Here is a 22,216-nt window from a genome sequence, read left to right on the forward strand (position 1 = left end):
TCGACAAACGACGCCGCCCGCATTGTGCGCCGCCACCAAGCCGGGCAGCGAACGCGGCACGCTGACAGACTTCACCCCGCGAACGAGCGCTCCCACACGTCCCGGCCGCCAGGCACCGCAGCCGGCGTAGAGGCACGCTCGTGCTACTGGTTGATCAGGTGATCATAGGTTGGGCTCAACCGGTAGGACCGGCCCTTGCGCGACGGATCGTGGATCTCAAGGAAGCCGTCTTCAACCCACTTCCTGGCCAGTCCTGTCATGGTGCGAGGGCTGAGGGAGAGATAGGCCGCCATCTCGACGGTGGTGGCCGTCCCATGATCACGGAAGAATTCCAGGAGGCGGCGGCGGCGCGGATCGAGCCGCCTGAGGGCTACTGAGTCGTCACGACTTGGGGTGCGCGCCTGGACGTCGGCGGCGCGGGAGCGGACTGCCCCCAGGGCATCTGCCATGCTTTGGCAGAAAAAATCGACAAAGCCGGTGATGTCCGCCTCGGCCCGGCCCATGTAGTAGTTGTGTGATGGTCCGACCGTGAGTGCCGTGTAATACGCGTGAAGGTTGCGGGCGTAGTGCTCGTCGAGTGAGTAGATTCCCTTCAGCCCGTACCCGGCCCGATGGAGGACGAGGGTGGTCAGCAGCCGTGCCGTACGGCCGTTGCCGTCATCGTAGGGATGGATCGTCGCGTACTGGTAGTGGGTGATGGCCGCGACGATCGGGACAGGCAGCTCCCGGCCGGCCAGTTGCCGGTTGAGCCACTCGAACAGCTCCACCATGAGCTCCGGGACATCGTGTGCCTCCGGCGGCATGTACACGATGCCCCCGGTGGCAGCGTCGCGAATAACATTCTGCCCTGGCCGGTAGGGGGAGGATGCCGCCTTGCCGTTCATGACCAGACCGTGAACGCGGCACAGTTCGAGCTCATCGATCGGACCTTTCGCCGTGGCCAGCGACTCCACTCGCTCAAGCGCCCCATAGTAGTTTCGCACCTCTGCCTCATCGCGTTCTCGTCCGGGGAAGTGGGCGCCTTGGAGAGCCTCCTCCACCTGTGCCTGGGTGAGGCGATTGCCTTCGATCTGAGTGGAGTAGTGCGTCGCCACGAGCCGGGCCGTGCGGCGGAGGCCGGCCAGCACCTCGACGTTGATCGGCAGCTCCATGATCGCTTGGCGATCACCCTCGATGGCCATGAGGGCCGTGGCGACCGAGGGGGTGATCGTGAACGTCGGCGAGAACATCCTTCCACGATACGTGTTCGAGCTGATAAATGGCAAATAACTTGCTGTTAAAGTGTCGTTATTACGTCGATTGCCCAGATGATCAACCTCGCCGATGGGTAACCGGTGGGTCGGTCCGGGCCTACCTGCACCCCTCGGCTCTCAAGGAATATTCTGTTGCCTCCCCGTGCTGATCACCGCACTATGTTCCTCATGTTCCTGCGCGCTCGCCACATCACACCCGCCGTGCCGGGTGCGTTCGGGCGTGCCTGCGACGGCCTGGAGCGCTGACCTCTTCCCGTAAGTCCTGAAGTGACCCGGCGGGGGGAGGTTGACGGCCCTGACGGGTCACGAAACGACCAGGCGTCAAAGGGAAGGAACCATGGCCAAGCAGGCCTACGTACGGAACAAGCCGCATCTCAACATCGGCACCATGGGGCATGTCGATCACGGTAAGACCACCTTGACCGCGGCCATCACCAAGGTGCTCGCCCAGCGGGGGCAGGCCACGTACACGCCGTTCGAGCGGATCGACCGGACCCCGGAGGAGGCCTCCAGGGGGATCACGATCAACATCTCGCACGTCGAGTACGAGACCGCCACCCGGCACTACGCCCACGTGGACATGCCGGGTCACGCCGACTACGTGAAGAACATGATCACGGGGGCGGCGCAGCTCGACGGCGCGATCCTGGTCGTGTCCGCGCAGGACGGGATCATGCCGCAGACCAGGGAGCACGTGCTGCTCGCCAAGCGGGTCGGCGTCGAGCACCTGGTCGTGGCCGTCAACAAGGCCGACGGGGCCGACCCCGAGCTGACCGACCTGGTCGAGCTGGAGCTGCAGGACCTGCTGGCCGAGCACGGCTACCGCGACGTGCCGATGGTCCGGGTGTCCGGGCTGCGGGCGCTGGAGGGCGACCCGGTCTGGACGGCGTCCGTGGAGGCGCTGCTCCAGGCGGTCGACGAGCACATCCCCGTACCGGTCCGGTACGTGGACGCGCCGTTCCTGATGCCGGTCGAGAACGTGCTGACGGTCACCGGCCGCGGCACGGTCGTCACCGGCGCCATCGAGCGCGGCACAGTGCGGGTCGGCGACACGGTGGAGGCGGTCGGGTTCGGCGACGCGTTCAGCGCCGTCGTGACGGGCGTGGAGACGTTCGGCAAGACGATGGAGCGGGGCGAGGCCGGTGACAACGCCGCCGTGCTGCTGCGCGGGGTGCGCCGCGAGCAGGTACGGCGGGGCATGGTGCTGGCCGAGCCGGGCAGCCAGCGGGCCCGCAGGTCGTTCACCGCCCGCGTCTACCTCCTGACCGCGGAGGAGGGCGGGCGGCGCAGGCCGATCGCGTCCGGGTACCGGCCGCAGTTCTACCTGCGCACGACCGACGTGCCCGGTGAGCTCATGCTCGACGAGCCCGCCCGGCCGGGTGACACGGTGGAGGTGACGGTCGAGCTGGGCAAGGCGGTCGCGCTCGAGCCCGGGCTCGGCTTCGCGATCCGCGAGGGCGGGCTGACGGTCGGCGCGGGCACGATCCTGACCGTGCCCGATTGATCCGGTGAGGCCGGGCCCCGTGACACGCGGGGCCCGGCCTCTGTCAGGCGGGGTCGAATCGGAGGCTGAACGTCGCTCGATGCGCCCGCAGCTCGTAGTCCGGCAACGCCCCCGGCCCGCAGCTGGCGGTGCCGATGCCCTGGTGGGCGAGGTCCAGATGGAGGTGCACCCGATCTCCCGCCACCAGGTCGGGCCGGTGCCGGGCGGCGGTCAGCTCGTCGATGCTCCAGGGCCGCGCCGTCATCCCGAAGACGGGCTCCCCCGACACCTTGAACGCCCCGAACGAGGCCCACCGCACCTCGGCCCGGTGTCCGTTCTCCTGCGGATACACGTACGGCGTCTGCAGCTCCTCGATCGTGGCCGACCACCGGCCCACTCGGGCGGCCAGGCCCGTGTCCGGGTACGCCTCCCCCGGCCCCAGCCCGAACCAGGTGACCCGATCGACCACAAGGGGCAGAGACATCGTGAGACCGAGCCTCGGGATCGGGTCCCGCCAGTCGCCCTCGGGCTCGATGTCCACCACCAGCCGCAACCCACCGTCGAACGTCCACCGGTACGTCGCCCGCATCCCGAGGTCGGTGGCCGCGGGCGCGACCCGGGTCCGGACGGTCAGCGCGTCGCCGAGCTCGACGGCGTCCACCCGGTGGGTGAGCCGGTGCAGGCCGAGCGCGCGCCACTTTTCTTCGAGCCCGCCGTACCTGTCGTTGTCGGTCGGCGCCCGCCACAGGTCGAGCCGGGGTCCTTCGACCTCCAGCCCGAACAGCCGCACGAGCCGTCCGGTCTCAGCGTCGAAGGCCGAGTCCCCGGCGGCGATCTCGCCACCGCCCGCCACGAGCCCTGCACTCCAAGCCCCAGCCGCGGCCTCATCGGAGCGGGACGGCGGCGGCGTCAGGAGCGTCTGCCCCCACGCCACCTCGTGCCCAGCCCCGGCCCACGGCTGGTCGCCGGCCAGCACGGCCCGCACGGTGACCCACTGCTCGCCGGTCCCGGCGGGCACGTCGGGCAACTTGACCTCGCCGCCCCGGGCGGGCACCTCCAGCCGGCGCTCGGCGGAGCCTTCCACCGAGGCATGGAACTCCAGGTGGGACAGGTCCGCGAAGTCGTGGCAGTTGACGACCCGCACGACCCCGTCCCCGAACTCGAACTTGACCGGCTCGAACACCTTCTTCAGATCCAGCAGCCCGGGCGAAGGGGTCCGGTCGGGGAACACGAGCCCGTCGATCACGAAATTCCCGTCGTGGACGGACTCGCCGTAGTCGCCCCCGTACGCGTACCCGAAGACGGGATGCGCCAGTCCGTGGTCGATCCACTCCCAGACGAACCCGCCGGCCAGCCGGGGATACCGTTCGAACAACTCCTGGTACTCGGCCAGCCCGCCGGGCCCGTTGCCCATGGCGTGGGCGTACTCGCACTGCAGGAACGGCATCGCCCGCCGCCGCGCGTCCAGCTCCAGGTCGTCGAGCGGGTCCTCGGCGAGCCGGCCGATGGCCTCGACCTCGGCGTGGGAGGCGTACATGCGCGAATAGACGTCCGTGTGCGCGCACGACCAGTCGCCCTCGTAGTGCAGCGGGCGGGAGGGGTCGCGCTCGCGGGCCCAGCCCGCCATGACGGCCAGGTTCCGGCCGACTCCGGCCTCGTTGCCGAGCGACCACATGATGACACTGGGGTGGTTCTTGTCGCGTTCGACCATGCGGCGCATGCGGTCGAGCAGGGCGTCGGCGTAGCGCGGGTCGTCGGTGGGGTTGGCCCGCCAGCCGACCTGGCCGAAGCCGTGCGTCTCCAGGTCGCACTCGTCGATCACCCACAGGCCCAGCTCGTCGCACAGGTCCAGGAAGTCGGGGTGGGGCGGGTAGTGGCTGGTCCTGACGGCGTTGACGTTGTGCCGCTTCATCAGCAGCACGTCCGCGCGCATCGTCTCGTACGGGACCGCGCGGCCGTGCTCGGGGTGGAACTCGTGCCGGTTCACGCCCTTGAGCAGGAGCGGGCGGCCGTTGGCCAGGAGCACGCCGTCCGCGATGGAGATCGTGCGGAAGCCGACGCGGAGCCGTACCGACTCTTCGGGGAATGTCACGATCGCGTCGTAGAGACGCGGCGTCTCAGCGGTCCACGGCGTGATCTCGACCGTGACCTCGGCGCCGGGCTCGAGGTCGGCGACGCCGAGCTCGGGGACGCTCAGCCGGCCGGGCCCATCGAAGCTCAGCGTGCCGCGCCCGTCCGCGTAGGAAGCGTGCACGAAGACGTCGGCGGTGGAGCGGGTGAGCGTGACGTCGCGGAAGATGCCGGGCAGCCACCACATGTCCTGGTCTTCCAGGTAGCTAGCGGCCGACCACTGGTGCACGCGCACGGCGAGCACGTTGCGTCCCGGCCTGAGCCACGGCCCGGCGTCGAACTCGACGGCCAGCCTGCTGCCGGTGGAGAAGCCGAGCTCGTGGCCGTTCAGCCAGACCGTGGCGAAGGAGTCCACGCCCTCGAACCGCAACCTGCCGCCCGTCCAGCCCGCCGGCAGGTCGAACGCGCGCCGGTAGTCGCCCGTCGGGTTCTCGTCGGGCACGTGGGGCGGGTCGATGGGGAACGGGAAGGAGACGTTGGTGTAGGCGAGGGCGCCGTGGCCGTGCAGCGGCCAGTGGGACGGGACCGGGAGGTCGTCCCAGTCAGCGTCGTCGAAGTCCGGCCGGGCGAAGTCGTCGGGGATGTTCGCGGTGGGTGAGAGGCGGAAGCGCCACGTCCCGTTGAGGTCGAGGGTGGGCGCGTCGGAGCGGAGAGCTGCCCGGGGTTCGAGTCGGCCCGAACCGGGGGTGAAAGTTTCGAGATCCATCGCTGCCGAGCCTAGGCGTTCGAGCCGGTCTTCGTCAGCCCGCCCCCAGCTCGTAGACGCGGCGCGCGTTCTCGGCGCCCACCATCGAGACCACTCGCACCGCCTGCCCGACCGACCACTCCCCGTCGGCCACGAAGCCGCCCAGGACACGTTCCATCGCCCGCCGCCACAGATGCGCCCCCAGGTAGTGCAGCTCGGCCGCCCCCCAGGCGTCGGACGAGAAGAGGATCTTGGCGAACGGCGCCACCTCCAGGCTCTCCCCCACCAGCGCCACGCTGCGCGCCCCCGCGTAGTTCACGCCCAGCCCCACGTCGAAGTACACGTTCGGGTACGCGTGCGCGAGGAACCCGGCCTGCCGCTGGTACGGATAGCAGTGCAGCAACAGCAGCGGCACCCCGGTCGGCTCGGCCAGTTCGATCAGCCCGCGCAGCAGCAGCGGATCCGACCGGCGCAGGTCCACGTCCGGGTCGCCGTACCCGATGTGGAACTGCAGGGGCAGCCCCCGCTCGAGACCGGTCCAGATCAGGTGCCGCAGCAACACCGGATCGTCCAGCCGGAAGCCGCCGGCGGAGAACCAGCGCCCGGCCGCCTCCGTGACCTCCTCGCGCGATGGCGGCGCCGGGTCGAAGTCGAGGCCGTACCGGTAGGCGGCGATGCTCTTGAGCCCACGCGCCGAGCGGCTGCGCTCCCACAGCGCCTCCGTGAACCGGTCGGCGAACGCCCCGGCGGCGCACCCGGCGGCGGCGACCTGCTCGGCCACCGCCTCCAGCCGCACCACCTCGTCGGCGGGCACCCCGGTGGCCTCCGCCATCCCGGAGGGCCCGAGCAGCTCATCGCCCCTGTACCCGGTCTCGACCAGGAAGTGCCCGATGCCGGCCGCGCCGAGCAGCAGCCGGTTGACCTCGTCCGTGCCGATCCTGGCCCGCCTGGCCAGGTATTCCTCGGGAGTGCAGTACGGCTCCAGCCCGAGCACGGGCGCGCAGTGGCGCAGGATGGCGTACCCCACCTGGGAGTCGAACTGGGTCATCCACTCGGGCACCGGCCGGTCGGACTCGGTGATCATCTCCTCGAAGGCCTTGCGCGACAGGTCCCGCGTCGAGGCCCCGTGCACGTGGTGGTCGACCAGCGGCAGCTCTTCGATGGCGCGGACGAGTCCGGTGGGCACGAGATCGAGCTCAATGGACAACGGACATCCTCCCCCGGTCGACTCCCACCACGATCTCGTACCCGGCACCCGGTACGAGGAACACCCCCAAACCGGACAGGCCTCACGAGACGATCATCGTCCCGTGAGGCCCGGAAGGTCAGGCGGCGGCCTTGGCGGTGGTCGCCACCACTGCCTGCTTCGTGACGCCGCTGACCGTGACGGCGACCGTCACCCGGCCCTCGCGCAGCGCCGTCAGCGTGCCCGTCGCCGGGTCGAGCACGGCGACGTCCCGCGGCTTGGCCGTCTGGCGGGTGCCGATGTGCAGGTTCGGGGAGCCCGACCACGTCACCGAGACCGGGTACGCGGCCGGCACCGTCCTGCCGCCCTGCTTGACCGAGGCCGTCACCGTGGCCGGCGAGCCGGCGCCGACCGTGGCGGGCACGGTGAGCGTGAGGTCGTCCACGTGCGGGCGCACCTGCGTGCCGACCCAGTCCGGCGCGTCGGCGAACCAGTTCCGCCTGACGTGCTCGGCCTCGGTCTTCGACACCGGGTCCACGCCCCACAACGACCAGCCGGTGAACCCGCCGTCGTCCGGCGCCGTGGCGGGGTTCTTGCCGGAGTTGCCGTTGATGAAGTACGGCACCGCGTCCACGTGCGAGGCGTGGAACGTCCCCACGTGCGCCCCGATGTAGGCGGCCCCCTTGCCGGTGGTGCGCTGGAAGTCGGCCAGCCAGCCCTCCACGAGCGCCGCCTCCTTGCGGTCCCCGAGCTGGCTGCCCTTGCCGGGCGTCGGGTCGCGCGGCGGCACGTGGAACAGCACCGCGACCGAGCCGACCGACGCGTCCTTGGCCGCCTTGTCCAGCTCCGACCGCAACATGGCCACCTGGTCGTAGCCGCCGCCCCTGAGGTTCAGGCGCGAGGTGTCCAGGGTGATGAACCGGGTGCCCTTGTGATCGAAAGTCCCATACGTGTCGCCGAAGACGGCCTTGAAGTTGTCGATCTGGCCGCCCATGACCTCATGGTTGCCGGGAATGTAGTGATATTTCAGCGTTCCGCCGAGTTCCTCGTCGAGGATGCGCTTGGCCAGCGCGAAGTCCTCCGGCGACGCCTCGTCCACCAGGTCACCGTTGATCACCAGGAAGTCCGGCTTGGCGGCCTTGATCTCCCGCAGCGTGCGGCGGGCGTTCTTGACCAGGTCGCTGTCCGGCTGCCTGGCCACGAACTGCGCGTCCGACATGACCGCGAACCGCCACGGCATCTTCGACACCTCCGCCTTGACCACCGGATCGGCGACCTTGGCCGCCGGGGGCGCGGAGACCGACGGCGGCACCTTGGCGACCAGGCCGTCGATGAGGATCTCGTTGGTGTAGCTCGCGTCGGCCTTGGTCTCGGCCACGTAGAACCGCCGCAGCTTGAGCGGGTAGTTGACGCCGGCGGGCACGGCGAACTCGACGTACTTCCAGCCGGTCCACGTCATGTACGGCCCGCGCAGGATCTGCGACTGCCCGAGCGCGTCGTAGAACTCCAGGCTCGGCCACTCCCCCTTGCCCGTGGAGTTGATCCAGAGCCCGAACGCCTGCGGCTGCCCGTCCACCACGATCTGCTGCGGCGGGCTGGCGTATGCGGCCCGGGTGGCGGTCGAGGTGGTGAAGTCGTACGACAGCTTGAGCCCGCCCCCGCTCTGCCCGGGCGCGGCCGACAACGAGCCGGTGGCGCGGGCGGCGGCGAACGTCCACTTGGCCGCGTCCTCGAAGTCGGCGACCGGCTTGTCCTCCATCCCGACAGTCACCGGCACGGCCGTGCCGATCTTGCCGACCTTGGCGGTGATCAGCCCGGACCCGGTGGCCTTCCTGGCCTTGACGGTGAAGTAGCCCTGCTCGGCGGCGGTCACCTCGAACAGGCTCTTGTCGTAGTCCAGCGTGAGGTCGGCGGGCTCGATGGGCGCGGAGTTACCGTTGCGGTCGTAGCCGACCACGCCGAACGTCGCGACCCCGTCCACTCCCGCCATCCCGAGCCGGTCGGCGGTGGTGCCGAGCTGCTGGAGGGGCTGCAGGACGGTCAGATCGAGGGTGCCCTTGGCACTGCCCCGGGAGGCGGTGACAGTGGTCTGGCCGGGCACCAGGGCATGGAATCTCCCGTCCCGGATGACGCCGTGCACCGCCGGGTTCGCCCGCCAGGACGGCGTGCCGGCCGCGGGGCCGTACGTCTCGTCGTACCCGGCGGCGGTCAGCCGCCTGGTGAGGCCGGGGAAGACGCGTTCGGGGCGGCCACCGGCGACGGGCCCGACCCCGGGGGCCTTGGCGGGGTCGCTCGCGGTCTCCAACCAGTAGCCCTTGAGCCTGCCGCTGCCTTCCGGCGCGTAGAGGGCCAGGCCGTTGGGGACGTGGCGCTCGCCGCCGTCGGAGGGGCTGTTCTCCACCCGGACGTCTTCGGCGCCCGGTTCGCGGGCCAGCATGGTGGAGGAGCCACCGCCGTCGAGGTTGAGCGCGTTCGCGGCGCCGAGCTCGACCATCATGCCGGCCAGCTCGTTGAGCGTGACGCCGCGGCTGTCGGCCTGGCGGCCGTCCACGGTCAGCAGGTACATCTTCCTGCCGTCGGCGGAGAACCCGACGGCGGTACGCGGGTGCGCGGCGGGGTCGGTGGAGTTCTGCACGGCGCCGTCCTTGACCAGCACCCAGTTGCCCCCGACGGCTGCCTTGACCGTGCTGCCATCCGATGACTTGGGCTGATATTTCACGTCAACGCGGTCGCCGACCTTCAAGGCGGACACCTTGCCGGCTCCGGCGTCCCGGCCGAGCAGGATCGTGGTCCCGGCGGGGATGGGGCCGGTGCCGGCGGACGTACGTACCTCGGAGACCACCCCGTTGACCAGGACGACCTCGGCGACGGACGTGGCGCCCTCGACGGCGCGGGCCCGGTTGTAGGAGCCCCACAGCGGCGTGAACAGCCCGACGCCGCCGCCCTGGATGATCTGGTTGAACTGGGTGAGCGCGATCGGCGAGCCGCCGGACGGCGTGGCGGTGCCCTCGAAGTACATCTTGAGCACGCGCCCGACGCCGTCACCGGTGACCGCGACGGCGTTCTCGTGCCCGGCGACGGGCGACTGCACCAGTGAGCCGTTCTGCACGCCGATGCCCTCGGCGGCGCCGGAGTTGTTGATGTCGAAGAAGTCGCCGTTCACGGCCGCGACGGCGTGGGAGCGCTTGGCGGGGCCGGACAGCGGCTCGGTCTTGGACACCTCGCCGGAGAACACGTAGTCGGCCTTCGCGCCGCCGAGGTCGGCGGTGACGGCGTCGGCGCGTAACCAGCCGAGCGCGTCATAGGTGTCGAACGAGGTCAGCGAGATCCCCGGCGCCACCGGCCGGGTCTTCTCGGCCGTCTCCAGCTTCTGCCCGGCGTCCTGGGCGAGCAGGGTGGACGGCGGCGGATAGGACGACGCCTCGAGCGCGTCCTCTGCGGGAGGTGCGGGGTCCGCCTGCGCGGGCGCGGCTGTCAGGGCCATGGGACCTAACAGGAGCGCGGCGGCGGTCAGCATTCTGAGGGTCTGCACGACCGAACTCAATCGCCCGTGGATATAACTTTCAAGACTTGGGAGTGAACTAAAAGATAATTTCAGATCTTGCCGGTGATTAGGATGGGACGCGTGGATCGAGAAGCGTTCTACCGCGACCCGTATCCCGTCTACGCCAGGGCTCGCGCCGCCCCCGGCCTGACCTTCGCCGAGGAGCTGGGGGCCTGGCTGGTGGCCCGGCACGCCGACGTGCGCGAGGTGCTGGGGCGCCCTGACGACTTCTCCTCCAAGGGCGCGCTGCAGCCGGACGTGATCCCCGGCCCGCGCGTGTTCGCCGAGCTGGCGGGCGCGCCCGGCGGCGCCCCGGTGGTGCTGAGCACGGACGGCCCGGCCCACGCGCGGTACCGCAGACCGCTCACCCGCGGCCTGTCGCCCGCCCGGGTGAGCGCCGCGCTCCCGTTCGTCACTTCTACGGCGGGCGACCTCGTGGCCTCGTTCGCGAAGGCGGGCCGGGTGGAGTGGATGTCCGGGTACGCCAGGCCGCTGCCCGCCGCGGTGATCGGGCACCTGCTCGGCCTCGACCCGGCCGACGTGCCCGGCGTGGTCCGGGCGGGACATCAGGCCGAGGAGCTGCTGTTCACGCCGATGCCCGAGGAGGACCAGATCGCCGCGGCCCACGAGGTGGCGGCGGTGCGGCGGCTGATGGACGCGCACGCCGCCGGCTCCAGGACCGACGACAACCTGGCCGGCGAGTTGTCGCGCGGCCTGGCCCCCGGTCCGGGCGAGCCGACGGCCGGGCAGCGCGACGAGATCACCTCGAATCTGCACAACCTCATGCTCGCCGGGCACCTGACCACGACCGCGCTGCTCGGCACCGCCGTGCACCATCTGCTGCGCGACCGCCGCCAGTGGGAGCTGCTGTGCGCGCGGCCCGAGCTGATCCCGGCGGCGGTCGAGGAGGCGGCCAGGTACGAGGCGCCGGTGCAGGGGTTCCGGCGCACGGTCACCAGGCCGCTGGAGCTGAGCGGCACGCAGTTGGGCGAGGGCGACAGGGTGTTCGTGTCGTTCGGGTCGGCGGGGCGGGACGCGGCGGTGTTCGAGCGGGCGGACGAGTTCGACATCGCGCGGGAGCCGGTGCGGCACCTGTCGTTCGGGCACGGCTTACACGGCTGCCCGGGCGCGCTGCTGGCTCGCGAGCAGCTCAGGATCACGCTGGAGCTGCTGGTGCGCGAGCTGCCCGGGCTACGCCTCGCCGGTGAGGACGTCCCCATGACGGCCACGCTCATCCACCGCGCCCCCGAGCAGCTCTTCCTGGCCTGGTGACCGCTTGACGGTGATCAGCCGCGCCAGCGCCTCGTCGTACGGGGGGTCGAGCCAGTAGTCCGAATGCCACCGAGCCGCCGGCAGCGGCTCACCAGGCCCGGGCCGGAGCGGATCCCAGCAGAACCGGTCCACCGCGTCCTTGCCAACCGGCTCGGAGACGAGCGGGTCGACGCGACCGAACACGGGCCCGCCGATGGGGTCGCTCAGCCGGTAGAGGTTGTACCAGGGCACGGCGGCACGCACGGCGGCCAGGCCGTCGGCGCCGAAGTAGGCGGGGAAGAAGGCGGCGTACAGGCGGCGCAGCGGCGACCCGTGGGTGAGCAGCCGGACGCGCCCCCGCAGCTCGGGCCTGAGCTGCACCACCAGGGCGGCGGCGATGACGCTCCCCTGGCTGTGCCCGGAGACGACGACCTCGTCGTGTTCGGTCCTGGCGAGCCGGCCGACGCGGCCGATCAGCTCGGGGACGACCCGTTCGGTGTAGCAGGGCGGCGCCAGCGGGTGGATGGCCCGGGGCCAGAAGGTGCAGACGTCCCACACGATGCCGATCGTCCTGCGCAACCTCAAGTCGCCGTACGTGCGGCGGCCGAGCAGCACCAGACCCACCACGATCGCCGTCATGGCCCAGCTCCCGACCGAGGCGAGCAGCCCCGCGACCCCTCCGTCCGGGGTGAACAGCCGGAGCTGGTAGATCACCGTCACCGCGGCGAACCCGGCCACCCCGATCCCGGTGAGCACCCCGAGCACCAGCCCGGCCCGGTCGGTGAGCGAGGCCAGCGCCCACTTCCCCGCGACCACGGCCGAGTGCTCGCCGTAGTACGGCCTCAGCTCCGGCGCGAGCCTGCCCGCCTCCCTCCTGCGAATCAGGTAAAGGACGAGCGCGACGGCGAGGAACCCGCCCGCCAGCAGCGGCACGAGGGCCGCCGTCCACCAGACCGGATCGTCCAGGAACAACTTCCGGTCGAGCGGCTCCGGCGCGGCGGAGGTGCCGGGCACACCGAAGAACGTGGCGGTCCAGAACAGCACGCCGAGCGCCAGCACGTTCGCGCTGCCCGCGGCCACCATCAGCACGAACCAAGCGGCGATCCCGCCCATCGCCGGCCGCTCGGCCGGACGGTCCATGCGGGCGAGCACGCAGGTGGCGACCAGGATGAACACCCCAAGCGCGATGGTGAGCGCGAACTGGAACGCTCCAATTCCGACGCCGGGAAGCCGGCGACTGGTGGCGCCCGGCGGCAGCCCGGCCAGCGCCAGCCCGATCGTGGCCGCGAAGACCACCGGCGCGGTAATCCGCAACACCCGGCACGCCGCCGTGAGCCACCCGGGCACGGACGCGCCGGAGTGCGGGTCCAGCCGCCTGGCGATCCACGGCAACACCACCAGGACCGCGGCGGCGACCTCGACGCCCGCGTTGGCCACGGTCAGCGCCAGGCCGCGCGGGGTGCCCGCGAACGGCGCGGACACGGCCAGGCCGATCGAGGCGATCGAGAAGCAGACGTGCACCACCCGCAACCGCCACACCGGCGCGCCGCCGTGCCACAACCGGGCCTGCGCCAGCAACGGACCGGCACCCCCGGCGCCGCCGGGCGGCACCACCGTGCGCTCGTCCCGGTGCCAGGTACGCCGCGCGATCCACCACAGCAGGACGACGACCGCCAGCGGAACCAGAGCGGTGACCGCCAGCCGCTTCGACGGCTCGTTCCCCCACAGCGCGCCCATCCACTGCACCCAGGCGGGCGCCGTGTCCTGCGTGCACGCCCGGCCCGCGGCCGTGCACTGCCAGCCGACGAGATCGACGCCGGCCCTGGTGACGGCGCCGACGAGCGTCCCGGTGAGCAGCAGCGCGAACAGCCGCTGCGCCGCCTCCGTCACGTGCCGCAGCCGGGTCCCGCCGGCCGGCCTGGGCAGCATGAAGTACGACAGGTTGGCCAGCGAGAACGGCAGCAGGAGCAACCACAGCGCGATCGTCCTGCCGCCTGAGGTGAGGCCGCCCCACGCGTACGCCTCCCGGTGGCGGGCGCCCGGCACGTCCGCGTGCTCGCCCGCAGGTTCGCCGTCCGCCCACCAGCGCCGGTAGAACCCGGTGGTGCCGTCGCCCGCGACGAGCCGGGGGTGGGGGTGGTTCAGGATGCCCTGCGGCGGGGTGCCGGAGACGCCGTGCACGCGTAGCTCCGTCACGCCTGCGCAGGTCTCGTCGAGGAATCCGTCCATGTCACCAGGATCCTGCGACAGGGACGGTCACGTACAGTGATTGATCCGTTACGACTTCGTGGCGCCCGCGGTGAGGCCGGTGACGAGGTGCCGCTGGACCAGCAGGAACACCGCCCCCGCCGGGAGCGCGATGAGGACGGCGGAGGCGGTCATCAGGCCCCAGTCCGACCAGTGCTGGCCGATGAACTGCTGCAACCCGACGCCCAGGGTGCGCTTGTCCTCCTGGGACATGAACACGGTGGCGTAGCCGACCTCGCCCCAGGCGGTCATGAAGCAGTAGAACGCGGTGACCGCGATCCCCGGCCGGGCGAGCGGGAGCACGACCCGCCAGAACGTGCCGAACGGGGTCAGCCCGTCCACCATCCCGGCCTGGTCGATCTCGATCGGCACGGTGTCGAAGTAGCTCTTCATCATCCAGGCGCAGAACGGCACCGCGATCGTCATGTACGCGATCACCAGGCCGGGGATCTGGTTCAGCAGCCCCAGCCCGGCCATCAGGTTGTAGAGCGGCACGATGAGGATGGCGACCGGGAACATCTGGGTGATCAGCAGCAGCCACATCACCCCGCGATGGCCGGGGAAGCGGAACCGGCTGACCGCGTAGCCGGTGCTGGCCGCCAGGAACACCCCGAGCACCATGGTCAGCCCGGCCGTCAGCACGCTGTTGAGCAGCCATTGCGGGAACTCGGTGCCGGTCAGCACCCGGGTGTAGTTGTCGAGCGAGGAGTTGTCGAAGAGCCGCAGCTCGGTCGACAACCAGCCGTCGCGCGGCTTGAGCGAGGTCAGCACCAGCCACACGACCGGGAACAGCGAGATGGCCACCGCGATGAGCAGCCCGGCGTGCAGGCCGATCGAGGCCAGCGGGCCGCGCTCACCACGCGCCCGCGCCGTCGTGGTCACCAGGGGCCTCCTTGACTACGCAACGTGCGGCGATAGCCGATGGCCAGCACCACCAGCATGAGCAGGATGATCACGCCCCAGGCCGCCGAACCCGCGTAGTCGCGGATGCCGGTGAAGGCCTCGCGGAAGGCGTAGGTGACCAGGATCTCGGTCTCGCTGCCCGGCCCGCCCCGGGTGACCAGGAAGATGATGGGGAACATGTTGAACGTCCAGATCGTGCCCAGCAGGATCACCGTGGAGGACACCTGCCGGAGCCCGGGCAGCGTGATCGCCCTGAACCGCTGCCAGGCGCTCGCCCCGTCCACCTCGGCCGCCTCGTACAGCTCGGCCGGGATGGACTGCAGGCCGCCGAGCATGGCGATCATCATGAACGGCACGCCGATCCACACGTTCACCGCGATCACCGCGATCTTCGCCGTGGTGGGGTCGTCCAGCCAGCCCACCCCGGACAGCCCGGCCATCTTCAGAAAGCCGTTGATCACGCCGTAGTCGCTGTTGTAGAGGTAGCGCCAGATGAACGCCGCCACGAACGCGGGGACGGCCCAGGGCAGGATCAGCAGCACCCGGTAGAGCGAGCGGAGGCGGAGCCTGCGGTTGAGCATCACGGCCAGGCCGAGCCCGATCCCGTAGTGCAGGCCCACGCAGACGACCGTCCAGACGACGGTCCAGAGCAGCTTGTCCCAGAACAGGCTGCTGGTCAGGATCCGCAGGTAGTTGTCCAGACCGACGAACTCGTAGGTGGCCGGGATGACGTTCACCCCGATGGTGCGGCCGATGTTGGCCTCGGTCGCGTCCGTCAGCGACAGGTACACCCCGCGCGCCAGCGGCCAGCCGATCAGCACCAGCATCACGACCACCACCGGCGCGATCATCGCCCACGCGTACCAGTGGGTGGACAGCGCGCGGCGCAACCGTCCCGGCCTGTCGTGGCGGCGGCTCCGGCCGCGGGCGGTCTGGCCCGCGGCCCTCGCGCGTCCGGTGGAGACCGCCACCGGTCAGCTCCAGTCCTTCATGATCCCGCGGTACTGCTCGTCGACCTTCTTGAGCATGTCAGCGGGTGCGGACTCGCCGCCGACGAGCGACTGGTAGCCCTCCAGCAGCGGCTGGAACAACTGCCCGCCCTCCGGGATCCACGGCCGGGGCACGGCCGTGTCCATGATCGGCTTGAACACCGCCACGTCGGCGTTGCCCTGCACGTCCGCGTTGGCGTAGGCGGAGGTGCGGGTGGGCAACAGGCTGATCTCCTTGGCGATCTTCGCCTGCGCCTCGGCCGTGGTCATGAACCTGACGAACTCGTACGCCGCCGGGATGTTCTTCGAGCCCGCGTAGATCGCCAGGTTCCAGCCGCCGGTCGGTGCCGCGGCCTTGACCGAGCCCGCCGGGACCGGGGCGATGCCCAGGTTGGCCTTGTCCTTGAACTCCTTGCCCTGGTAGATCTCCGAGAGCGCCCACGGCCCGTTGTAGATCATCGCCGCCTTGCCCTCCTTCAGGGCGGTCATCGCGTTGGCGTAGCTCTCCGTCGTGGCGGGCTTGGGCGCGGCGCCGGAGCTGATCAGGTCGGCCACGGTCTGGATGGCCTTCACGTTGGCCGGCGAGTTGACGACGATCTTCTTGTTCGCCACGTCCAGCAGGTCGCCGCCCTCGCCGTACATGAAGGGCAGCAGGAAGTAGGAGTCGACGTTCAGCGCGAGCCCGGCGGCACCGGTCTTGGCCTTGACGTCGAGGGCGGTCTGCTTCAGCTCGGCGATCGTCGTGGGCGGCTGCTCGTGACCGGCCTCCTTCAACAGCCGCTTGTTGTAGATCAACGCGAGCGTGTCGGTCACCTGCGGCACGGCGTAGGTCTTGCCGTTGTACTTGGTGCTGGACAGCGGCCCGGCCAGGAAGTCGTCCGGCTGATCCACCGCGCGGCCGCCGTCCAGCGGCTGCAGATAGCCCAGCGACGCGAACTGCGACGTCCACGCCACCTCGGACCGGATCACGTCCGGCGCTCCCGACCCGGCCTGCGCCGCCGTCTGGAACTGGTTCTGCGCCTGGTCGGACGGCACATTCACATATTTGACCTTGATCCCCGGATATTTCCCCTCAAATTCCTTGATCAACGCCTGGAACGTCGGCCCCTCACTGTCCGGACGGGTCGTGTCCCACCACGTCACCTCGCCAGTGATCTTCAGCGGATCGGAAACGGAAGGGGCCGGGCTCGCGGTCCCACCGCCGCCGCCACAGGCGGAGATCGTCAGGGTGAGCGCCGCCACGGCCGGTAAAAGTCGTCGCATGTCCTTCTCCTCACGGCTGGGTCCGAGGTCGGAGTACGCCGGAGGTTACGCCGACGTGACGCTCACGGATAGATGGGAGCGTAAGGTTTCTGCAAGAAATTTCAGAAAGGTTGCAAGCGCTGAGAACGCCGTCGTCCGCATTACCGCCGCTGAGGCGGGAACGACGACGGCGGGGGACGGATCGGGCCTCCCCCGTGCGGCCGTCGGGCACCGGCGGCCGTGTCCGGCCGAGGGGGCGAAGAGCCTGAGTTACATCATCCGCATGGGAGACGACCACCTGCTGCCGGAGCCCGCGGCCTCGGGTGCGGACGCCGACCTGACCAAGGCCAGGGCCCACTGGATCGACCGCGACACGGTGGCCTGGCAGGTCGAGCCGTCGCTGCGGCACTCGCTCGCCTTCAGCGAGCAGGGCGACATCGCCTGCGACCAGGGCGATCTGACCGGGAGTCTGCGGATCATCCGGCTTGCGGCCGGGGCACTGAGCGACGAGCAGCGGCGCGCATGGCCGCACCTGGCCTCCCACACCGCGCTGAAGGTCGACCCGCGCGACGCCGACCTGGTGCGGCAGGCGCTGCGCGGCCAGATCGTGGCCGTGGAGCGGGACACCGACGGGTCGCTGCTGGCCGCGACGGGCGTGCAGCTCCCCGGCGTGCTCGACGACGTGTACGCCAAGGCCGCCACCGCCACGCTCGGCCCGACCGGGCGGCTGATCCCGAAGCTGTCGCTGTGGGCGCCGACCGCGCGAAAGGTCGAGCTGGCCCTGTACGGGTCCGCCGCGGCCGTTGTCCACCAGATGCGGCGCGACGACGAGACCGGCGTCTGGTCGGTACGCGGGCTGCCGACGTGGCTGGGCCGCCAGTACACGTTCCTGGTCACGGTCTACTCCCCCACGGCAGGCGAGATCGTCACGAACGAGGTCACGGACCCGTACAGCCTGGCCGTGACCCCGGACGGCGGGCGCAGCAGGCTCGTGAACCTGGACCGCGCGGCGCTCAAGCCGCCCGGCTGGGACCGGCCGGCCAAACCCGCGGCCGTGCCCCAGGATCGGGCGTCGATCTACGAGCTGCACGTGCGCGACTTCTCCGCATCGGACACGACTGTGCCGGCCGGGCTGCGCGGCACGTACGCGGCGTTCGGCGCGGACTCCGCCGGGATGCGGGAGTTGCGGGCGCTGGCCGCGGACGGGCTGACGCACGTGCATCTGCTGCCGGTGTTCGACTTCGCCACGGTCCCCGAGCGCAGGTCGGACAGGACCGAGCCCGACTGCGACCTGGCCGCGCTGCCGCCCGACTCCGACCAGCAGCAGGAGTGCGTGGCGCGGACGGCCGAGACGGACTCCTTCAACTGGGGGTACGACCCGCTGCACTACACCGTGCCCGAGGGCTCCTACGCGACGGACCCGGACAACCGGACCAGGGAGTTCAGAGGCCTGGTCGCCGCGCTGAACCGGGCCGGGCTGCGGGTCGTCATGGACGTGGTGTACAACCACACGCACTCCATCGGCGTGCTCGACCCGATCGTGCCCGGCTACTACCACCGGCTGCTCGACGACGGCACCGTGGCCACCTCCACCTGCTGCGCCAACACCGCGCCCGAGCACACCATGATGGGCAAGCTGGTCGTCGACTCGGTCGTCACCTGGGCGAAGCAGTACAAGATCGACGGTTTTCGCTTCGACCTCATGGGCCACCACCCGAAGGCGAACCTGCTCGCCGTCCGCGAGGCCCTCGACGAGCTGACCGTGGCGAAGGACGGCGTCGACGGCAAGTCGATCATCCTGTACGGCGAGGGCTGGAACTTCGGCGAGGTGGCCGACGGCGCCCGGTTCGAGCAGGCCACGCAGGCGAACCTGGCCGGGACCGGCATCGGCACGTTCACCGACCGGCTGCGGGACGCGGTGCGTGGCGGCAGCCCGTTCGACGACGATCCCCGCGTGCAGGGGTTCGGCTCGGGCCTGGCGGGCGCGCCCAACGGCGCCCCGGCCAACGGCACGGCCGAGCAGCAGCGGGCCCGGCTGGCGTACTACACGGACCTGATCAAGGTCGGGCTGACCGGGAACCTGCGCGACTACGTGCTGCCGTCCGGCCAGAAGGGCTCGGAGATCGACTACAACGGCTCGCCCGCGGGGTACACGTCGTCGCCCGGCGAGGCGGTGACGTACGTGGACGCGCACGACAACGAGACGTTGTTCGACGCGCTGGCGTACAAGCTGCCGCAGGAGACGCCGATGGCCGACCGGGTGCGCATGCAGGTGTTGTCGCTGGCCACGGCGGTGCTGGCGCAGGGGACGACGTTCGTGCACGCGGGCAGCGAGCGGCTGCGGTCGAAGTCGTTCGACCGCAACTCCTACGACTCCGGCGACTGGTTCAACCGGTTGTCGTGGGACTGCGCGGCGGGCAACGGCTTCGGCGCCGGGCTGCCGCCCAGGGCGGACAACGAGGCCAAGTGGCCGTACGCCAGGCCGCTGCTCGCCGACCCCGCCCTGCGGCCCGACTGCTCGGCGATCAACGCCGGCCGGGCTCGGTACGGCGAGCTGCTGCGGATCAGGGCGTCTTCCCCTGCCTTCGCGCTGGGATCGCTGGCGGAGGTGCAGCGGCGACTGTCGTTCCCCGGCTCGGCCGAGGGTGTGATCACTATGCACGTGGACACGGCGGGCCTCGATCCGCGCTGGAAGTCGGTCACGGTCGTGTTCAACGCGACGCCTTCCGCCCACCCGCAGGAGCTGCCGTCGCTGGCGGGGCAGGCGGTTTCGCTGCATCCCGTACAGGCCGAATCCGGCGATCCGGTCGTGCGGGAGGCGTCGTTCGACCCGGCCACCGGCACCCTCACGGTTCCCGCGCGCACGGTCGCGGTGTTCGTCCAGGCGTGACGGGGGAACGTATTAGACGGAAGACGCCCATCTCTAGCGTTGTCGCGCACGACAGCGCAGACTGGATAGACGGCGATCGCGTGGAGCAGTGGAGCACCCGTGGACAATCACCTTGATCACATGCCGGTCCTGTCCCGCGGCAGGCATCGCAACCCGAAACGCGGTGCCTGTTTCATGGAACTGGCCTCCTACCTGGCCGGGGAGCGGTGGAGCGACCATCCGGCCTGCACGCATCCGTTGCTGGCCGCACTCGCCCGCCTGGTCAACGACAACACGAGCGACGAGAGCCGGGCCAGGCTCGTCGGGCTCGTACCGTCCATCATCGACCTGTCCAGCGACGACCTGCGCGTGGACGCGCGGATCGCGCTGCGCTGCGCCACGACGGCGCTGCCGGTGGCGGCGGCCGAGCGCCAGCTCGCGCTGGCGGTGTCGGTGCTGGCGGCCGAGGAGATGCTGACCCGGCTCGACGGCGCCCCGTCGGGACGGCTCAGCGAGGCGAGCCGGCGGGCGATGGAGGAGGTGCCGCACGCGGCCGAGCAGGCCAGGCGCTTCAGCCGCGCGGCCCGGATCACGGAGAAGGGCTTCCGCCGGTACGCGGCCCCGAACGCGGTGCAACTGTCGGTGGTGGGGATCGTACAGGCGTGCATCCCCGACCCGGACTCGTTGTTGCGCACGTTGCTGGAGGAGACGATCGCCGACTGCGCCGCCCTGATCCGCGGCCCGCAATCCAACGCGCCTGTCATGCCCACCCCGATCCACGCCTGACCGGCCCTTCGCGGCGCCCTGCGGCGGGCGCCGCGGCAGGCGTGACTACGCTTCGAGCAGCTCGGCGGGGTCGAATGATACGTGGAAGGGGTCGGTCAGCGTCAGCAGCTTGCCTGCCTTGGCCTGGCTGATCGTCTCGTAGCCGTCTCGGCCCAACTTGAGCACCTCGACACGCGGGATGTCGGCTCCTTCGATCTCGACCCTGATGAACACCTCGATGCCGGCCGCGGCGTATTTGGGTGGCTTGATCTCGTAGTCTCGCCGACAGTTACCGAGGCCGGGGCTGACGACCTCGGCGACCAGCGCGACCTCTGAGGCCGGAAATGCGACCGTGCGCGCCATGACCAAGTCACGGGGCACGACTGCGATGTCCGGAATGAGGCCGTCTTCCCCGACCGTCACGTTTACCGTCTCCACTACCACGAGATCCGACTTCTCCGCCCTGGCCACTGCGGTGAGGACCGCGCGCAAGCCGGCGGCGCACAGTGCGTGCAGTCCCGTAAGCACAGGACTCACCTGGAAACTCCCGTCGATCAACTCGATACGCTCCCCGGTCTCGGGCAGCTTGAGCCAGTCATCGACGGTGTAACCGGTGACACGACCGGACGGGAACAGGACGATTCGCCTGGGCGGCGGATGCGCCACCAGCCAGCCCTCGATCGGCAGAGCACTCATGTCCTCGCCACCTTCCATAAGCCGAGTTCCGCATGCCGCACCCATGCACGGCCATACGCGTTCACGCGATCACACCGAGTGACGTGATGACCTTACTGGTTCATGACCCATGGAGGGTCGATTCTTGGAAACGGCGCACGTCAGGGAAGCCTGGCCTTCGTTGCGGATCTTGGGGTGATATGCCTACATTTCCTGACGCAGGTGTCAGGAAATGGAGGACTTCATGACCGTCGGGCTCGCCAGACCGTACCGTCCTGAGAAGCACCACAGCCACCGGGACGTGACCGGTGGCTGGTTGCGGCCCGCGGTGTTCGGGGCGATGGATGGGCTGGTGTCCAATTTCGCGTTGATCGCCGGGGTCGTCGGTGCGGCGGGAGCCGGGCGGGGTGCGGTGCTCGCCGGGTTCGCGGGGCTGATCGCGGGGGCGTGTTCCATGGCGGCCGGCGAGTACACGTCGGTGAAGTCCCAGACCGAGCTGATGCGGGCGGAGATCGCCGTGGAGCGGCGCGAGCTGGCCCGCGATCCCGAGGGTGAGCAGGCGGAGCTGGCCGCGCTCTTCCGGGCGCGCGGCCTGGACGCCGAGCTGGCGCGCCGCGTCGCCGCCGGGTTGTCGGTCAATCCCGAGCAGGCGTTGCGGGTGCACGTGCGTGAGGAGCTCGGGGTGGATCCCGATGATCTGCCCTCGCCCTACGTGGCCGCCGCGTCGTCGTTCTGCGCGTTCGCCACCGGGGCGCTGGTGCCGCTGGCGCCGTTCCTGTTCGGCGCGTCGGGGCTGGTGGTGGCCCTGGTGCTGAGCGTGGTGGCGTTGTTCGGGTTCGGGGCGGCGGTGGCGCGGATGACGGCGCGGCCGTGGTGGCTGGGCGGGGTGCGCCAGCTCGCGCTGGGGGTCGCGGCCGCGGCCGTCACGTTCGGCCTGGGGCATCTGCTCGGCGTCGCCATCTCGTAGGCCGTGCGCAGGGCGGCGCGCTCCGGC

At 70.6% G+C, this 22,216-nt stretch carries 14 protein-coding genes; 5 read left to right on the plus strand and 9 right to left on the minus strand.

The window, feature by feature from the left end:
* Positions 1–143: 143 nt before the first annotated feature.
* Entirely contained in the window at positions 144–1,229 is a 1,086-nt protein-coding gene (locus tag ACFLIM_RS21360) for a Fic family protein (protein WP_393167991.1), read from the minus strand.
* 361 nt (positions 1,230–1,590) lie between these two features.
* Here ACFLIM_RS21360 and tuf point away from each other — a divergent pair, with 361 nt between their 5' ends.
* Positions 1,591–2,757, plus strand: coding sequence for an elongation factor Tu (gene tuf, locus ACFLIM_RS21365; RefSeq protein WP_393167993.1), 1,167 nt, complete (start codon positions 1,591–1,593; stop codon positions 2,755–2,757).
* A 43-nt stretch (positions 2,758–2,800) separates the two neighbouring features.
* On the opposite strand, the gene ACFLIM_RS21370 is transcribed toward tuf, so the two are convergent.
* The 3 genes from ACFLIM_RS21370 to ACFLIM_RS21380 form a co-directional block, all read right to left on the minus strand.
* Positions 2,801–5,572, minus strand: coding sequence for a glycoside hydrolase family 2 TIM barrel-domain containing protein (locus tag ACFLIM_RS21370; protein WP_393167995.1), 2,772 nt, complete (start codon positions 5,570–5,572; stop codon positions 2,801–2,803).
* 34 nt (positions 5,573–5,606) lie between these two features.
* Complete coding sequence (locus ACFLIM_RS21375; RefSeq protein ID WP_393167997.1) at positions 5,607–6,758, minus strand: amidohydrolase family protein; 1,152 nt, start codon at positions 6,756–6,758, stop codon at positions 5,607–5,609.
* A gap of 118 nt (positions 6,759–6,876) precedes the next feature.
* On the minus strand, positions 6,877–10,269 hold the full coding sequence (locus ACFLIM_RS21380) for a phosphodiester glycosidase family protein (protein ID WP_393167999.1): 3,393 nt from the start codon (positions 10,267–10,269) through the stop codon (positions 6,877–6,879).
* A gap of 93 nt (positions 10,270–10,362) precedes the next feature.
* Between ACFLIM_RS21380 and ACFLIM_RS21385 the strand changes: the two genes are divergently transcribed.
* Positions 10,363–11,553 carry a cytochrome P450 gene (locus ACFLIM_RS21385; protein WP_393168001.1) on the plus strand — a complete coding sequence of 397 codons (1,191 nt, stop codon included), beginning with the start codon at positions 10,363–10,365 and terminating at the stop codon, positions 11,551–11,553.
* Here ACFLIM_RS21385 and ACFLIM_RS21390 read toward each other — a convergent pair.
* The 4 genes from ACFLIM_RS21390 to ACFLIM_RS21405 are packed head-to-tail and all read right to left on the minus strand — an operon-like array spanning position 11,473 to position 16,934.
* A complete protein-coding gene (locus ACFLIM_RS21390) occupies positions 11,473–13,761 on the minus strand; it encodes a hypothetical protein (RefSeq protein WP_393168003.1) in 2,289 nt (762 codons plus the stop codon). The two genes, ACFLIM_RS21385 and ACFLIM_RS21390, sit on opposite strands and share 81 nt — an antisense overlap.
* Before the next feature lie 48 nt (positions 13,762–13,809).
* On the minus strand, positions 13,810–14,661 hold the full coding sequence (locus ACFLIM_RS21395; RefSeq protein ID WP_393168005.1) for a sugar ABC transporter permease: 852 nt from the start codon (positions 14,659–14,661) through the stop codon (positions 13,810–13,812).
* The gene (locus ACFLIM_RS21400) at positions 14,658–15,653 is read right to left on the minus strand and encodes a carbohydrate ABC transporter permease (RefSeq protein ID WP_393168007.1); all 996 of its coding nucleotides are present in this window, start codon (positions 15,651–15,653) and stop codon (positions 14,658–14,660) included. The genes ACFLIM_RS21395 and ACFLIM_RS21400 overlap by 4 nt, the downstream gene beginning before the upstream one ends.
* 3 nt (positions 15,654–15,656) lie before the next feature.
* A complete protein-coding gene (locus tag ACFLIM_RS21405; protein WP_393168009.1) occupies positions 15,657–16,934 on the minus strand; it encodes an extracellular solute-binding protein in 1,278 nt (425 codons plus the stop codon).
* A gap of 262 nt (positions 16,935–17,196) precedes the next feature.
* Here ACFLIM_RS21405 and pulA point away from each other — a divergent pair, with 262 nt between their 5' ends.
* Positions 17,197–19,803 carry a pullulanase-type alpha-1,6-glucosidase gene (gene pulA, locus ACFLIM_RS21410; RefSeq protein ID WP_393168010.1) on the plus strand — a complete coding sequence of 869 codons (2,607 nt, stop codon included), beginning with the start codon at positions 17,197–17,199 and terminating at the stop codon, positions 19,801–19,803.
* A gap of 99 nt (positions 19,804–19,902) precedes the next feature.
* Complete coding sequence (locus ACFLIM_RS21415; protein ID WP_393168012.1) at positions 19,903–20,568, plus strand: hypothetical protein; 666 nt, start codon at positions 19,903–19,905, stop codon at positions 20,566–20,568.
* A gap of 45 nt (positions 20,569–20,613) precedes the next feature.
* On the opposite strand, the gene ACFLIM_RS21420 is transcribed toward ACFLIM_RS21415, so the two are convergent.
* Positions 20,614–21,243: a Uma2 family endonuclease gene (locus ACFLIM_RS21420; RefSeq protein ID WP_393168013.1), complete on the minus strand. Its 630-nt coding sequence runs from the start codon at positions 21,241–21,243 to the stop codon at positions 20,614–20,616.
* 223 nt (positions 21,244–21,466) lie between these two features.
* Here ACFLIM_RS21420 and ACFLIM_RS21425 point away from each other — a divergent pair, with 223 nt between their 5' ends.
* Positions 21,467–22,189 (plus strand): VIT1/CCC1 transporter family protein, encoded by a 723-nt coding sequence (locus ACFLIM_RS21425; RefSeq protein WP_393168015.1) that lies wholly within the window; start codon positions 21,467–21,469, stop codon positions 22,187–22,189.
* The last annotated feature ends 27 nt before the right edge of the window (positions 22,190–22,216 follow it).

This window comes from Nonomuraea marmarensis, assembly GCF_043197025.1.
Taxonomy (GTDB): Bacteria; Actinomycetota; Actinomycetes; order Streptosporangiales; family Streptosporangiaceae; genus Nonomuraea; species Nonomuraea marmarensis.